This window comes from Bacillus sp. LQ01 (assembly GCF_057624735.1).
This window is the reverse complement of the sequence record NZ_JBYEZL010000001.1, coordinates 834,712-849,118: the sequence shown is the minus strand read 5'-3', so window position 1 is coordinate 849,118 and position 14,407 is coordinate 834,712. Positions and strand designations below refer to the sequence as shown.

The following is a 14,407-nucleotide window of genomic DNA, read 5'->3' as shown; positions in this document are numbered from 1 at the left end:
TTATGTCAGTTTCTTATTCCACACTTCTTAAAACAAATAAAAACTTCAATAAACTATTTTATGGGCAAACATTAAGTGTACTTGGGGATTGGTTCCATACGGTAGCTTTATTAACATTTGTCTACAGCATAACGGAATCGCCGTTTATGATCGCACTTACTTTTATAAGTAAAAGTTTACCACAGCTTCTTCTTAGTCCATTCATAGGCGGAATTGTAGATCGTTTCTCTAAAAAGAATATTATGATTTTTACCGATATTACACGGGGAATTCTAGTCCTTACATACTTACTCGCAGGCTATAAAATTGAGATTATTTTCATTGCTAATATATGTTTATCTGTACTTTCTTGTTTATTTGAACCGGCTAAACAAGCAACCCTAAAAAATATCGTACACCAAAATCATTTCGTAACTGCTAACTCTCTTTCTAGTACAATTAATGGTTTTATGTCTATTATGGGGGCTTCTTTGGGCGGAGTAATTGCACAATCTTTACATATTGAGTTCGCTTTTTTAGTAAATAGCCTATCATACTTTATTTCAGCCTATTTTATTTATAACATGAGTATTCCTGCTCATGATACTTGTAACAAGAAGAAAGCATTTTTCACTGATATAAAAGGTGGTTATACATACATATTACAAACAAAAATCATTTTAACATTAATTCTTGTCGGCATTTCATGGGGGATTATTGGAGGTGCTTATCAACTACTTCTAACGATCTATGCCGAAAAAATTTTCCATACGAACATTGGGATTTTATATACGGTTCAAGGGGCTGGGCTTATGATAGGAAGCCTTCTCGTTAATCTTTATATATCCCATAATAAAGAAAAAATGAAAAAAGTATTCGGTTGGGCCTACTTATTACAAGGAATTTTCTTTCTCGGATTCATTCTATCCGATCAACTTATTATCGGTATCATTACTTTATTCTGTATGCGCATAGCAGGAGGAATCATCGTTCCACTTGATACGACATTACTTCAAACTTACACACACGAAAATATGATAGGTAAAGTTTTTTCATTCCATTATTCCATTTACGGATCTCTTATTCAGTTATCGATGTTTTTTACAGGAGGGCTGTTAGAAATTCTTTCTCCTCAAATGATTGGCTGTTTATTAGCTACATGCTGTATTTTTGTAAGTTTTATATGGCTGTTCTTGTTTTATCGCGGGGATCTCAGTGAATAATTTAATGATAATCAATACATTTTGATCCCATTCATTATTTGTTTCCCCATAATAAAATTGTTTAAAAACACAAGTCAGATTTTTTAGTTAAAGAGCCTTATATGGCAACACTATTTGAGAAAAAACTAGATATTTATGTTAAAATACAAATAAGTTTGTGAAACATTGCACTTAAATAATAGACTTTAACTAGTTAAACTTGATTAAATAGGAGGGCTGTTTTGGGTATCACATTCTTTTTCATATGTATTATATTAGTGGCTTCTATTCTGCAAGCAAGTACAGGTTTTGGCTTTTCCATAATGGCAACCCCTTTCTTACTTATGTTATTTCTACCACAAGAAGCTATACAAATAAACATTATTTTATCTTTAATTATCTCCATTTCACTCATTTGGAAAATAAGAATGGACGTTGATTTTGTTCTACTGAAAAGGTTTATTTTTGGAAGTATAGTTGGTGTTCCTTTTGGCATTTTAATTTTCATTTCCGTTAACATAAACACTTTTAAATTAGCAGTTAGCATCCTACTCTTACTATTAACATTGTTGCTAATATGCAACGTTAAGGTTAGATCAACACAATCTAGAGATTTCATAGTTGGCGGATTATCTGGTCTTTTAACGACAAGTATCGGTATGCCAGGTCCACCCCTGTTACTTTATTTTACAGGAACTAATACTGAAAAAGAGAAGTTAAGAGCAACTACATTAGCTTTTTATCTGTTTATATATTTCATTAGTCTAGTAACTCAAATACTCTTTACTGGCACAAACAAAACCATTTGGGAATCAAGTTTTTATGCCATTCCAATTGTATTTTTAGGTTTGTTTATAGGTCAAATTATTTTTAAATGGCTTAATCAACGGATTTTTAAAATATTTACGTACATTCTTTTAAGTTGTACAGGGGGTTATCTTCTTATTGAAAGTTTGAACTTGTTATAGAAGATGCTTTAGATCGTGCAATAACAGATATGTTCAAACGAAATTATTGCTGTATTTTCCGGCGGGGTATTCCATATCAAAACTTAAATAACTTTATTGACAGTTTACAATTAGCAATAATCTTTCTTTCATAAGGAAAATATTTCAAATCAAATACTAAATAAAACGATAAAAAGCGGCTATTATGCCGCTTTTACTTACTATTGGCATTTCATTCTCATTTTCTATCACTTTTGTAAAAAATTATCAATTTTTATTTCTATGTACATGATAACAAACAAAATACCTAAGTTCAGAAAGAATAAACAACTTTCTGGCCTTAGGTATTTCTCCTTCTCAAAAAGGCAAACCTGCATCACAGGTTTGCCTCTTTACTCACTTCTTATTTAATCCTTTTTCACTTAAAAACTCTTTCATATGCATTCTTTTTTCTTTAGACATAAACGAACTCATTGATTCCGTCCATGTTACGTTTTTCTTGTTTGATGATCTTTCTTTATAATACGCGTTCATCGTTTCATCATATTCGTTTAGTAATTCATCATATTTTTGTTCATCATATCCATTTTCATGAAGAACTGCTGCTACTGGTAAACGTGGTTTAACTCCATGTTCTTCATCTGGTACACCGACTGTCATTCCGAATACAGGATATACTTTATCCGGTAAATGAAGCAGTTCACTCACTTCTCTCGGATTATTACGAATACCACCAATATAACAAATACCGTATCCTAACGATTCTGCTGCTAGTGCTAAGTTTTGCGCAAAAAGTGAAGCATCTACCGTCGCAACGATAAAGTCTTCTACTCCCTCATGCTTTATCTCTGTACTATGTTTTTCACATGCAATTTCAAGTCGTTTTAAATCTGCACAACAAACAAAAAATGCTGCACAGTCCTTCACATGGCGATTTCCGGATAGCTCTGCTAGTTTAGCCTTTAATTCCTGATCTGTTACATATATAACAGAATACGCCTGTACAAAATGTGATGAAGCTGCATGTTGCGCAGCATGCACCATCTTTTCTACTACATCTTTAGGAATTGATTCTTCTTTATATTTACGAACTGAAACATGTTGCTCCATCTTATGTATGATCTCATTCATGAAAATCACTCCTTTTTTCTCTTCATAATGAAAAATTAACATATCTTTTTCAATTTTCACAACTTATAAGCACAAAAAGAGCAATTCTTTTTGAATTGCCCTTTTTTAAAACGTTTATCGATACGGTAAATGAAATTATAATTATCTTTTTACGCCGTTTTCAAAACTTTAATACCTTTTACGATATTCCAAATGAAGTAGTAAATTCCTACAAGAATGAACACTGCATATGTGATAGCCATTCCAATTCCAGCACCGTCAGATTGATTGAAACCTAAACCGTACATGCCTGATACTGCTAGTCCTCCAAATAAGATTGCGTATGGGAAAACATGTGACCAAAATGCTTTTTTCGCGTGATACTTCACTTCATCTTCTGCAACAAAGTACACGATAATTGGTAGTAAAAATGGTGCAAGAAAGATACTAAAGTAACATAACGAAGATAAAATATTATTTCCTTTCATCCGATTCACCTCTAAATAGTTTTTGTTACCTTCATTATGTCAGGAAATCATTCTAGAAACTATCGCTTTACCTTTCACGAACGTGACATATTTGTAAGATTTTCCTCAAACTAAATCCCGCCTGAGTTTCAGACGGGATCACTTTCACTATATTCGATTCATAAACCAATACTGTGTAATTGCTAAATATTCTCGTACATTCGATGGAATGATGATTGGTTTCGGTGTTTTTGCCGGAAGACCTTCTAATTGTAAACCTTGTTTGGCCGCTATTTTTTTCGCTCTAAACATGTGAAAATCGTTTGTTACGATCATACCTTTTTTCATATCGGCTGGAATTAACGGTTTTGAGAATGTAATATTCTCATCTGTACTCGTAGATTTGTCCTCCATTATAATGCGGTCTTCTGCGATATTTTGTTTTATTAGTCCTTGTTTCATTGCTAATGCTTCTGAAATGTCTTCGCCTTTTCCTTGTCCTCCAGATACGATAGCGATTGTTTTCTCATGTGATTTTAAATATTCAGCTGCTTTATCAATACGATATTGCAATGAATAAGATGGTTTCGTCCCATTTACTTTCGATCCTAGTACAATTATGTAATCAGCATCGTATGTTGCATTCATATGCCCATGCTTATAAATGTGATATTGTAAAAACCCCGCATACACGGCGCAAATTATTATAACAACTAAAATGCCCTTCATTATTTTCTTCTTTCTCATATTCATATACTCCTATTTTCTTTTACTTCCTTCATGATAATATCCATTTATTTGTTTGTATACAGACAAATTCCAATAAACCCTAATTTATCCTCTGAAAGGTAATATTTATATTACTTTCGGGAATAGTAAGTACAACTTTACACGAAGGAGTGTCTCTATTGCTTCTCTTTTTATGTAACGTGTCGTTCTTTTTCATCTTATTTTTGCTATCGCTTAAGTTACTCGGTAAATCCGCGTTAGCGCAACTAACTCCTCATGATTTTGGGGCTATAATTTTTTTATCTTATTTAGCTTTCCAGGCCATACCCGTCTCTGGTGCTTTACAAGCATTTCTCGGTATGGTTGTTATCACATGTTTACATTTACTCCTTACAAAATTAAGCCTATTCAACAAACTAAATCGTTTTATTCTCGGACACCCTATCATTTTAATTAAACATGGTGATATTATTTTTGAGAACTTACAAAAAAGTAGATACCCCATTGCAGAACTGCTTTCTAATCTTCGCGTTGCAGGATATCCAAGTGTTCATGAAATTGAATACGCTATTTTAGAAGCGAACGGCGCTATTAGTATTTTACCAAAAAGAGAACTTGTACCATTAACTCCAAAAGATTTAAACATAGATGTTAAGTATGCTGGATTACCAATTGCACTTATCGTCGATTCACAAATTCAATATGATAACTTAAAGTTAATACATAAAGATGAAAAATGGTTATATAAAGAATTAAAAGAAAAAGGAATTACAAATATTAAAAACGTTGCCTTTGCTTCTGTTCAAGAAACGGATGGATCTTTTGCTATTAGTTTAAAGGAATAAGAAAATCCCCTTAATTGCTTAAGGGGATTTTCTATCATATCGCTTCTTTCTCTCCTGCCATATTTAATGGAACAGGATGTTTCATACGATTCATCGTAAATACGATAATCGCTGTCATTACTTCTGCAACTGGCATAACGAGCCAAATTCCATTTATACCAAATAGTTTCGGCATAATCCATAACAATGGAATAATAAATAGTAATCCTCGGCTCATTATAATAAGTACTGATTTCTTCGTTTGTCGCACTGATTGGAAGTACTCTCCATACACAATGTTATAACCTAAAAATACGTATTGGATAAAGAATAAACTAATACCTGTTAAGGTTAACTCCAATAATTCTGGAGATTGAACATCAAATAAACCAATGATATATTTCCCGAAGAATAATCCGACAATTATCGCAACGCCTCCAAGGACAACTGCAATTTTCACAGCAAACTTCAATCCTTCACGAAGTCTCTCTGATAAATTTGCCCCGTAATGGAAACTAGCAATTGGCTGTAATGCTGCTCCAACACCAAAGAATAATAGTAATGTCATTGCATGAATACTATTCACCATCGCATAGGAAGCTACTCCTACTTCTCCTGCATATTGGACAAATGCGATATTAAAACCAATCGTTACGATTGCAACCGTACTTTCTGCTGTAAAACTTGGGAAACCAATCACCATAATTTGTTTGACAGTATCCCATTCAAAATGAAATTTCGTCCACTTTAAAATACTACTTTTTCTAAAGAAATGGGTTAATAATACAAGGAAACCAATCGCTGCCGAAAGAATAGTCGCTGAGGCAGCACCTGTTACGCCCCATCCAAAGATAAAAATAAAGATATAGTCAAACACTATATTTAATACAGCCGTTACAACAAGACCAGCCATTGCTAAATTAGGATTTCCATCATTTCGTATAAATGTACTTAAAATATTTTCTAAAACGTATATCATTCCAAATGTTAATAATACGTGTAAATAGTCTAACGCATATGGTAGAATCACTTCGTTTGCACCAAATAAGTATACTAAATCTTCTATTCTCCATAAGCAAATCGCTGCTAAAATCCCTACGATAACAACTGCTACCGTCATTGATTGAGTAAAAATAGACCTTGCTCTTTCTCGTTTATTTTCACCTAATGCAATGGAGTATAACGTTGCCCCGCCCATTCCGATCCATAATGAAATAGAGAAGAAAATCGAAAAGGCTGGAATAGCCACGTTCACTCCTGCTAAACCGTTCGCCCCAACTCCTCTACTAATCATAACCGCGTCAATTACAATATTCACTGACATTAATACCATTCCAAGAACTGCTGGTATTAAATAAGAAATAAATAAGCTTTTAATTGGTTTTTCTCTTAATTTTTCTGTTGCTTCCATACTCTAATATGCTCCTTTTTTTCAACTCTCTTTTCTTAGTTTAAACCTTCAAGTAACTTTAAGGTCAATAGAGAATTAAAAAATAGGTGACTTAATTATCGCGTTTGATGCTCATTTGTAATTATACGAGTCCTATAACTTATTGCTTTGTTTTTTCATTATAGGAATTTGAATTTCTGTTACTTGCTCCTCAGGATCTTCTGTTACAGACCAATCAATTAATGCAATCTCAATTGCATCTCCACTTATTTCGTATCCTTCTTGATCAATATATTTCATTAGCTTCTTATATGTTTCATCAGTTTCTTCATATGGCCCATGATGATATACACAGGCAAACATACCTTCTTTAATTTCATCTGAACTCTGTACTTCAAAAGGCATATAATCCAAAAGAATAAATACACTGCTATATGCTTGAAACTCATTTTGCATTAACCCTTTTTTCGCAACAGTTACACCAATATCTCCAGAAAATAAGCTATCATCCATTTGCCTCATATTTTTTTGCAACGAATGAATGTAGTACTCAAACATATCATCCGTCGTATTCGGGGCAACCGCAATAGCTGTTATTTTTCGCTGCGGGATCTCTTTTATTACCATTTGTTCAGCTTTTGCTTTTGTTGCTTCCTTAATTAAATGAATTCTATGCTCCATTTTCGCCAAAGCATACTCAATTTCTCTTTGTTTCTTCAGCATCATCTCTTGTTGTTTTTCCAGTAAATTGAGTGCGTATGCTGGATTTCTTTCATCAATATATTTTTTAATTTCCTTTAATGGAATGTTTAATTGGCGTAAAAACTTAATCGTATCTAATAGTGAAAATTGATCGATTGTATAATAACGATAATTCGTTTGAGGATCAACAATGGACGGATGAAAAATTCCTTTTTCATCATAATACCTTAATGTAGATTCTGCGATATTATGCATTTTTGCCATTTCTCCAATTGTAAAACGTTTATTTAATAACATCTTTTATTTCCTTCCATTTCTATTTATTTCATTATATGTTCATTTTGTCTTCAAAACAAAAAAGAATTCCCATACGAGAATTCTTTTTTTACTATTAAACCTCTATTATTATAGGAAGAATCATCGGCTTTCGTTTTGTATTTGTATATATATACTTCCCTAACGCTTCTCTTACCTCCCTTTTCAAAATACCCCAGCTATTCACATTCTCTTTCTTTAAATTATTAATTGTAATAACAGCTAATTTATTTAATTCTCTTAAAAATTCTTCTGAATCACGAACATAGACAAATCCACGAGAAATAATATCAGGACCTGAAATTATTTCTCCATCCACTTTATTAAAAGTAATAACTATAACGAGCATTCCATCTTCTGAAAGTTGTTTACGATCACGTAATAATGCATTTCCAACATCTCCAATTCCTAATCCATCTACATATATATTTCCTGCCTGTATTCTTCTAGATTGAATTGCCACTTCATTACTTATATCTACAACATCTCCATTACGTACGATAAAGATATTTTCCTTTTCAATACCAATTGATTCTGCTAACAAACTATGGTGATGTAGCATTCTAAACTCTCCATGAATTGGGATAAAATATTTAGGTTTCATTAAAGTGAGCATTAATTTCAATTCTTCTTGATACGCATGACCAGATACATGGACTCCAGTAGAACTACCTGATCCATAAATTACTTTTGCTCCTAAAGCAAATAGATTATCTATAATTCTTGAAACGTTACGTTCATTTCCCGGAATCGGAGTCGCGGCTATAATAACCGTATCTTCTGGTAAAACATCAACTTGTCTATAGTTTCCACTCGCTAAACGCGCTAAAGCTGCCATCGGTTCTCCTTGACTTCCTGTACAAAGTATTGCAACCTGCTTTGGATCTAAACGATTTACCTCATTTGCTTCAATTAACATACCTTCTGGAATATGTAAATAACCTTTCTCTAGAGCAACTTCTACTACATTTACCATACTTCTCCCGAGCAAAGCCAATTTTCGATTTGTTTTTATGCAAGCTTCAACTATTTGCTGAACACGATTCACATTAGAAGCAAATGTAGAAATAATTACTTTTCTATTTGCTTTCATAAATATTTCCTCTACCCGTTCTCCTACTGACCTTTCTGATGGAGTAAAACCTGGGCGTTCTGCATTTGTGCTTTCAGATAATAAAGCTAGTACACCTTCACTTCCTATTTTAGCCATTTTATGAATATCAGGATGTTGATTATTTACTGGTGTTAAATCAAATTTAAAATCACCTGTATGTACTACAGTACCTTCTGGTGTATGAAAAACAATACCGAGACAATCCGGAATACTGTGGTTCGTTTTAAAAAAGGTTGCCTTAATAGAACCACAATCAATTTCTGATTCTGAATGAATAACGATTAATTCCGTATCATTTTGAAGATTGTGTTCCTTTAATTTAATTTCAATTAAACCTAACGTTAACTTTGTTGCATAGATTGGTACATTTAGTTGTTTTAAAAAATATGGTATTCCGCCAATATGGTCCTCATGCCCGTGCGTTACTACTAAACCGCGAATTTTTTCTTTATTTTCTTGCAAATATGTGACGTCTGGAATTATTAAATCAATCCCTAATAAACTTTCATCTGGAAATTTAGATCCACAATCAATGACGACAATATCATTTTCATATTGGATAGCATACATATTTTTTCCTATTTCATTTACTCCACCTAAAGCAACAATAGACAAGTTATTTTTTAATGAATTCAAATGATAAAACCTCCTTTTCACATTTATAATTCGTGAAATAGCATTTAGGCTTTATTATTTGTAATGAAAAAGGACTTCATACTATTTCATACATATAAAAATTCACACACTATTCTTATATGTATACCTCTAATAACACCGTCTCTCTCTAAAAAAGCTCCCATTTTTTCATTGATTTTTTGCAAAATATATTATATATTAATTACAGGTTCAAATTACGAGTTCAAAAGAACTTGTAATCAGACCCTTTTGTTTAATGGGTTTTACATATTTTCATTAGGCAAATTCCGAGAAATCGTATGATAAAACTAAAAATGATGAGGAGAGGATCAGATGGAATTCGAATTTTTCTTTCAAATTGCACTTATTTTATTAAGTACAAAGCTTGCTGGTGATCTTAGTGTTAGATTAGGTCAACCTTCTGTACTAGGTAAATTAATTGTCGGTATCGTTATCGGTCCAGCTGTATTAGGTTGGATTGAAAATTCAGAGCTTCTAACTCAATTAAGTAATGTCGGGGTTATTCTTCTAATGTTTATGGCTGGACTTGAAACAGACTTAGAAGAATTAAACGCAAATCGTAATTCTTCTTTAGCAGTTGCACTCGGAGGTATCATTCTTCCATTCGTAGGTGGTTACGTTTCCGGCCTTGTTATGGGAATGGAACAAGGAAACGCTGTATTCTTAGGATTACTTCTATGTGCGACAAGTGTTAGTATTTCCGTACAAACACTTCGTGATTTAGGTAAAATGAAAACACGTGAAAGTACGACGATGCTTGGAGCCGCTGTATTTGATGATATTCTTGTTGTTATTTTATTAGCATTCGCAATGAGCTTCTTAGGCACTGATGATGTTAACTTAACAATGGTTATCTTGAAGAAAGTAGTATTCTTCGCTTCTATTATTTTAATCGGATGGAAAGGTGTTCCAGCAATTATGCGTTGGTTGTCACCACTGCGCGTATCTGAGTCTATCGTGAGCGCAGCTCTTATCATCTGTTTCTCATTCGCATATTTCGGCGAACTATTAGGAATTGCTGGTATTATCGGTGCTTTCGCTGCTGGTATTGCAATTTCTCAAACAAACTACAAACATGAAGTAGAAAAGAAAGTAGAACCAATTGCTTACGCTATGTTCGTTCCGGTATTCTTCGTTAGTATCGGTATGAATATTACATTTGACGGTATTGGCAATCAAATTTGGTTCATCTTAGCATTAACAGTAATCGCTGTATTAACGAAACTAATTGGTTGTGGTGTTGGTGCACGCATGACTGGATTTGATGCTAAGTCTTCTGCAATTATCGGTGCTGGAATGGTTTCTCGTGGTGAAGTTGCACTTATCATCGCAGGAACAGGTCTTTCTTCTGGGCTATTGGCACAAGATTACTTTACAGCAATCGTTATTGTCGTTATTTTAACTACAATGATTACACCACCAATGTTAAAATACACGTTTGGTGCAAAAGATAAAGCAATGAAAGCAAGTAAATAAGTTTACTATAATAAAAGGAGATTGCTATTTTATAAGATAGCAATCTCCTTTTTGTTTTATCTTTAAACAATCTCGTTCTTTTTTAACCATTTTCAAAAATAGTTCGTGCTTCTTCATCATTGATATCATTACTAAATGAATACACCTTAATACCATAATCATCTATATATTCACCCAGTTTCATTTCCTCCACTTTCTTATAAAAATCGTCTACCTCATAGTGCGGAAGATAAGCATCCCAAACTGGTTCATTTATTCTTTTGTACGCCGTCACTTCTAAATCATATCCGTCTTCATAATATCCGATGTGATAATGTTTGTTCGGATCATATTTATCCATTAAAAGTCCCCTCTACTAAACAAAAGCGAGCCTTATATTAAAGCTCGCTCCTCTCTCTATTTATTAAATACGTTCCATCGCCGTCTTCAACGTTCCAACAACAAAGGCAATTTCTTCACTTGAAATAATAAGCGGCGGTGCTAATGTTAAGACGTTATTATATCCTGCTGTCGTCATACCGTTTCGTCCTATAATAAGCCCTTTTTCTTTACAAGCATTTACGACACTTGCGATTTTGTCGTTATCAATTGGCTCTTTCGTCTCTTTATCATTTACTAATTCAATTCCAACTAATAGACCTTTTCCTCTAATATCCCCAACAAGCGGATGTTCCCCAATTTCATCTTTTAGTTGCTCTAATAAAAGGGAACCCATTTGCGCAGATCGCTCAATTAAATTTTCATTTTCCATAATCTCTAAGTTTTTAAGGGCTAATGCACAAGCTGCTGGATTTCCACCAAATGTATTAATATGTCGGAAGAATTCATACTCTCCCTTCCCTTTAAATGCTTCATATATTTCTTTTTTCACAGCTGTTGCAGATAATGGTAAATATGCGCTCGTAATCCCTTTTGCCATCGTAATAATATCTGGCTTCACATCATAATTCATAAATCCAAATGCTTTTCCTGTACGTCCGAAACCGCAAATTACTTCATCACTAATAAGCAAGGCACCGTGTTTTTGACACGTTTCATGAACAGCTTTCATATAGTCTTGTGGTGGCATTAATATGCCCCCGCCTGTAATAATTGGTTCCATAATAAAAGCGGCAATTGTTTCACTTAATTCCCACGTCATAACACGATCGACTTCTTTCACACATTCTACATCATAAATATGCTGCCCTTCAATTTCAGGCATACGGTAACAATCCGGTGGTGTTACGTGTAAAAAGCCTGAAGCAAACGGTTCATATTGATATCTACGCTGCGCTTGTCCCGTCGCTGCCATTGTCGCCATTGTATTCCCGTGATACCCACGATAACGTGACATAAATTTATAACGATGTGGTTCACCTTTTTGCGCATAGTATTGTCTTGCTATTTTAAAAGCTGTTTCGTTCGCTTCTGAACCACTATTTGAGAAGAAAATAACATACTCTCCCCCAAGCCACTCATTTAATTTTTCAGCAAGCTTTATAGCTGGTTCATGAGATTGTGACATTGGAAAGTATGATAATGTTTGTAATTGCTTATAAGCCGCTTCTGCGAGCTCCTTTCTTCCATATCCACTATTCACACACCAAAGACCACTCATACCATCTAAATATCTTTTTCCTTGTATATCTTCAACCCAGCACCCTTCAGCTTTTGCCCCTACCATTGTACTATTTGGACTAAAGGGACGCATTCCGTGCCAAACATATTGCTCATCTTTTGCTAATAATTCATCAGTTTGCTTCGTTTTCATCATTACTTCCACCTTCCATAACAACTTATTTTTCACAAAAGCTGCGCTGGTGCCATGATGACTTAAATTTCTCCCTGCTATTTTCATTCCACAAAATTAAGACAAATCCTACTTACAAATCAGTAATATTTACAAGAAAATGACAAAAGAAAAAAGAGCTTTTCTTATCTATCGAAAAGCTCCTCTTTTATTTAATGTGAAGACGCATCACTAATACCGTGACCAGTATTAGATTTCACAAGAATTTCATCAAATTTCGCTGCATCTTCTTTCTTACTAGATAAAACAGTTCCTAAATATGCTGCAAGAAATCCAAGCGGAATTGAAATAATTCCTGGTGTCGTATATGGGAATATCGCTTCCCCAACAAAAATAGCTTTTCCAGCTACAGGGTTCCAAACATTTGGACTCAACGCTACGAGAACAATTGCTGATACGAGCCCTACAATCATACCGGAAATAGCACCCGTTGTATTAAAACGCTTCCAATATATTGTAAATAAAATCACTGGTAGATTTGCACTCGCTGCAACTGCAAATGCTAATGATACTAAAAATGCTACGTTTAATGTTTGGGCAAATAATGCAAGTATGATAGATAATATCGCTACTCCAATAGATGCATACCGAGCCATAGATACTTGCTCTTTTTCCGATGATTTCCCTTTGCGAATGATCTCATTATAAAAATCATGAGCGAATGCTGATGCTGCCGTTAATACGAGACCTGCCACTACAGCCAAAATTGTTGCAAAAGCAATTGCTGATACGAAAGCAAATAAGAAGTCTCCCCCTAACGCTTTGGCTAATAAAGGTGCTGCCATATTACCCGCTGGGTTCGCTTTAATAATCGCTTCATTTCCTACAAACGCTGCCGCACCAAATCCTAAGAAAATCGTCATAATATAAAATGCACCAATTAACCATGTCGCATATACGACAGATTGACGTGCAGTTTTTGCATCACGTACTGTAAAAAAGCGGACAAGTATATGTGGTAATCCAGCTGTACCAAGTACTAGTCCTAAATTTAAAGAAAGTGTATCAAGGCCATCCTTATACTTTACACCTGGATTTAAAAATGAATCTTTTAATGGTGTAGCTGTTTTCATTTGGGCAAACATTTCAGTCACGCTGAAGTTGAATTTTGCGAAAACGATAACAGAAATAATAAACGTACCGGCCATAAGTAATACAGCCTTTACAATTTGTACCCAGCTCGTTGCTGTCATACCACCAAAAATAACATACACCGTCATAAGTGTTCCAACGATTAATACAGATGTCGTATATTCAATCCCTAATAATAATTTAATAAGTGCACCCGCGCCAACTAATTGTGCAATCATATAAAAGATAGAAATCGTCATCGTATTAAGAGCTGCAACTCCGCGAACTTTTTTCGCGTCAAAGCGTGCTGCAATCATATCCGCCAAAGTGTACTTTCCTAAATTTCTAAGCGGTTCTGCAACAAGATATAGTACAACTAAATAAGCAACTAAAAAACCGATACTATAAAAGAATCCATCAAACCCAGTTAATGCGATTGCTCCAGCTATACCGAGAAATGAAGCAGCAGACATGTAATCTCCAGCAATGGCCAGACCATTTTGCCAACCAGTTAATCCCCCTCCAGCCGTATAAAATTCACTCGCATTTTTCGTTTTTTTCGATGCAAAATAGGTTATGACGAGCGTACCAAGAACAATAATTAAAAATAGTGCAAATGCAGTAGTATTCAA

12 protein-coding genes and 1 pseudogene are annotated in these 14,407 nt (G+C 34.1%); 4 read left to right on the top strand and 9 right to left on the bottom strand.

From position 1 onward, the window contains the following. The first annotated feature begins 2 nt into the window (after positions 1 to 2). Together AC22L0_RS04560 and AC22L0_RS04555 are read left to right on the top strand one after the other, a co-directional pair. The gene (locus tag AC22L0_RS04560; protein WP_000117062.1) at positions 3 to 1,202 is read left to right on the top strand and encodes an MFS transporter; all 1,200 of its coding nucleotides are present in this window, start codon (positions 3 to 5) and stop codon (positions 1,200 to 1,202) included. A gap of 221 nt (positions 1,203 to 1,423) precedes the next feature. Next, complete coding sequence (locus tag AC22L0_RS04555; protein WP_000513081.1) at positions 1,424 to 2,149, top strand: sulfite exporter TauE/SafE family protein; 726 nt, start codon at positions 1,424 to 1,426, stop codon at positions 2,147 to 2,149. A gap of 375 nt (positions 2,150 to 2,524) precedes the next feature. Here AC22L0_RS04555 and nfsA read toward each other — a convergent pair whose 3' ends face one another. From nfsA to AC22L0_RS04540, 3 genes are all read right to left on the bottom strand, one after another. After that, positions 2,525 to 3,259: an oxygen-insensitive NADPH nitroreductase gene (gene nfsA / locus AC22L0_RS04550; RefSeq protein ID WP_001002392.1), complete on the bottom strand. Its 735-nt coding sequence runs from the start codon at positions 3,257 to 3,259 to the stop codon at positions 2,525 to 2,527. 149 nt (positions 3,260 to 3,408) lie between these two features. Continuing rightward, a complete protein-coding gene (locus AC22L0_RS04545; protein WP_487272152.1) occupies positions 3,409 to 3,726 on the bottom strand; it encodes a magnetosome magnetite crystal formation protein family in 318 nt (105 codons plus the stop codon). Positions 3,727 to 3,873: 147 nt separating this feature from the next. Beyond that, on the bottom strand, positions 3,874 to 4,452 hold the full coding sequence (locus AC22L0_RS04540) for a YdcF family protein (protein ID WP_001227673.1): 579 nt from the start codon (positions 4,450 to 4,452) through the stop codon (positions 3,874 to 3,876). Positions 4,453 to 4,613: 161 nt separating this feature from the next. Here AC22L0_RS04540 and AC22L0_RS04535 point away from each other — a divergent pair, with 161 nt between their 5' ends. Beyond that, positions 4,614 to 5,279 carry a DUF421 domain-containing protein gene (locus AC22L0_RS04535; protein ID WP_000923922.1) on the top strand — a complete coding sequence of 222 codons (666 nt, stop codon included), beginning with the start codon at positions 4,614 to 4,616 and terminating at the stop codon, positions 5,277 to 5,279. Between the two features lie 34 nt (positions 5,280 to 5,313). Here the strand turns inward: AC22L0_RS04535 and AC22L0_RS04530 are convergent, their stop codons facing one another. The 3 genes from AC22L0_RS04530 to AC22L0_RS04520 form a co-directional block, all read right to left on the bottom strand. Further along, positions 5,314 to 6,669: an MATE family efflux transporter gene (locus AC22L0_RS04530; RefSeq protein ID WP_087966023.1), complete on the bottom strand. Its 1,356-nt coding sequence runs from the start codon at positions 6,667 to 6,669 to the stop codon at positions 5,314 to 5,316. Between the two features lie 132 nt (positions 6,670 to 6,801). Further along, a complete protein-coding gene (locus AC22L0_RS04525; RefSeq protein WP_000925910.1) occupies positions 6,802 to 7,647 on the bottom strand; it encodes a MerR family transcriptional regulator in 846 nt (281 codons plus the stop codon). A 94-nt stretch (positions 7,648 to 7,741) separates the two neighbouring features. Further along, positions 7,742 to 9,415, bottom strand: coding sequence for a ribonuclease J (locus AC22L0_RS04520; protein ID WP_001086704.1), 1,674 nt, complete (start codon positions 9,413 to 9,415; stop codon positions 7,742 to 7,744). Positions 9,416 to 9,748: 333 nt separating this feature from the next. On the opposite strand from AC22L0_RS04520, the gene AC22L0_RS04515 reads away from it, so the two are divergent. After that, entirely contained in the window at positions 9,749 to 10,912 is a 1,164-nt protein-coding gene (locus AC22L0_RS04515) for a cation:proton antiporter (protein ID WP_000393904.1), read from the top strand. A gap of 62 nt (positions 10,913 to 10,974) precedes the next feature. Here AC22L0_RS04515 and AC22L0_RS04510 read toward each other — a convergent pair. The 3 genes and pseudogenes from AC22L0_RS04510 to AC22L0_RS04500 all read right to left on the bottom strand — a co-directional run bounded on the left by AC22L0_RS04510 (position 10,975) and on the right by AC22L0_RS04500 (position 14,407). Beyond that, positions 10,975 to 11,252: pseudogene (locus AC22L0_RS04510) on the bottom strand (DUF3986 family protein). A gap of 63 nt (positions 11,253 to 11,315) precedes the next feature. Beyond that, positions 11,316 to 12,665, bottom strand: a complete 1,350-nt coding sequence (locus tag AC22L0_RS04505; RefSeq protein ID WP_000850959.1) for an aspartate aminotransferase family protein — start codon at positions 12,663 to 12,665, stop codon at positions 11,316 to 11,318. Positions 12,666 to 12,856: 191 nt separating this feature from the next. Continuing rightward, entirely contained in the window at positions 12,857 to 14,407 is a 1,551-nt protein-coding gene (locus tag AC22L0_RS04500) for a solute symporter family protein (protein WP_001098233.1), read from the bottom strand.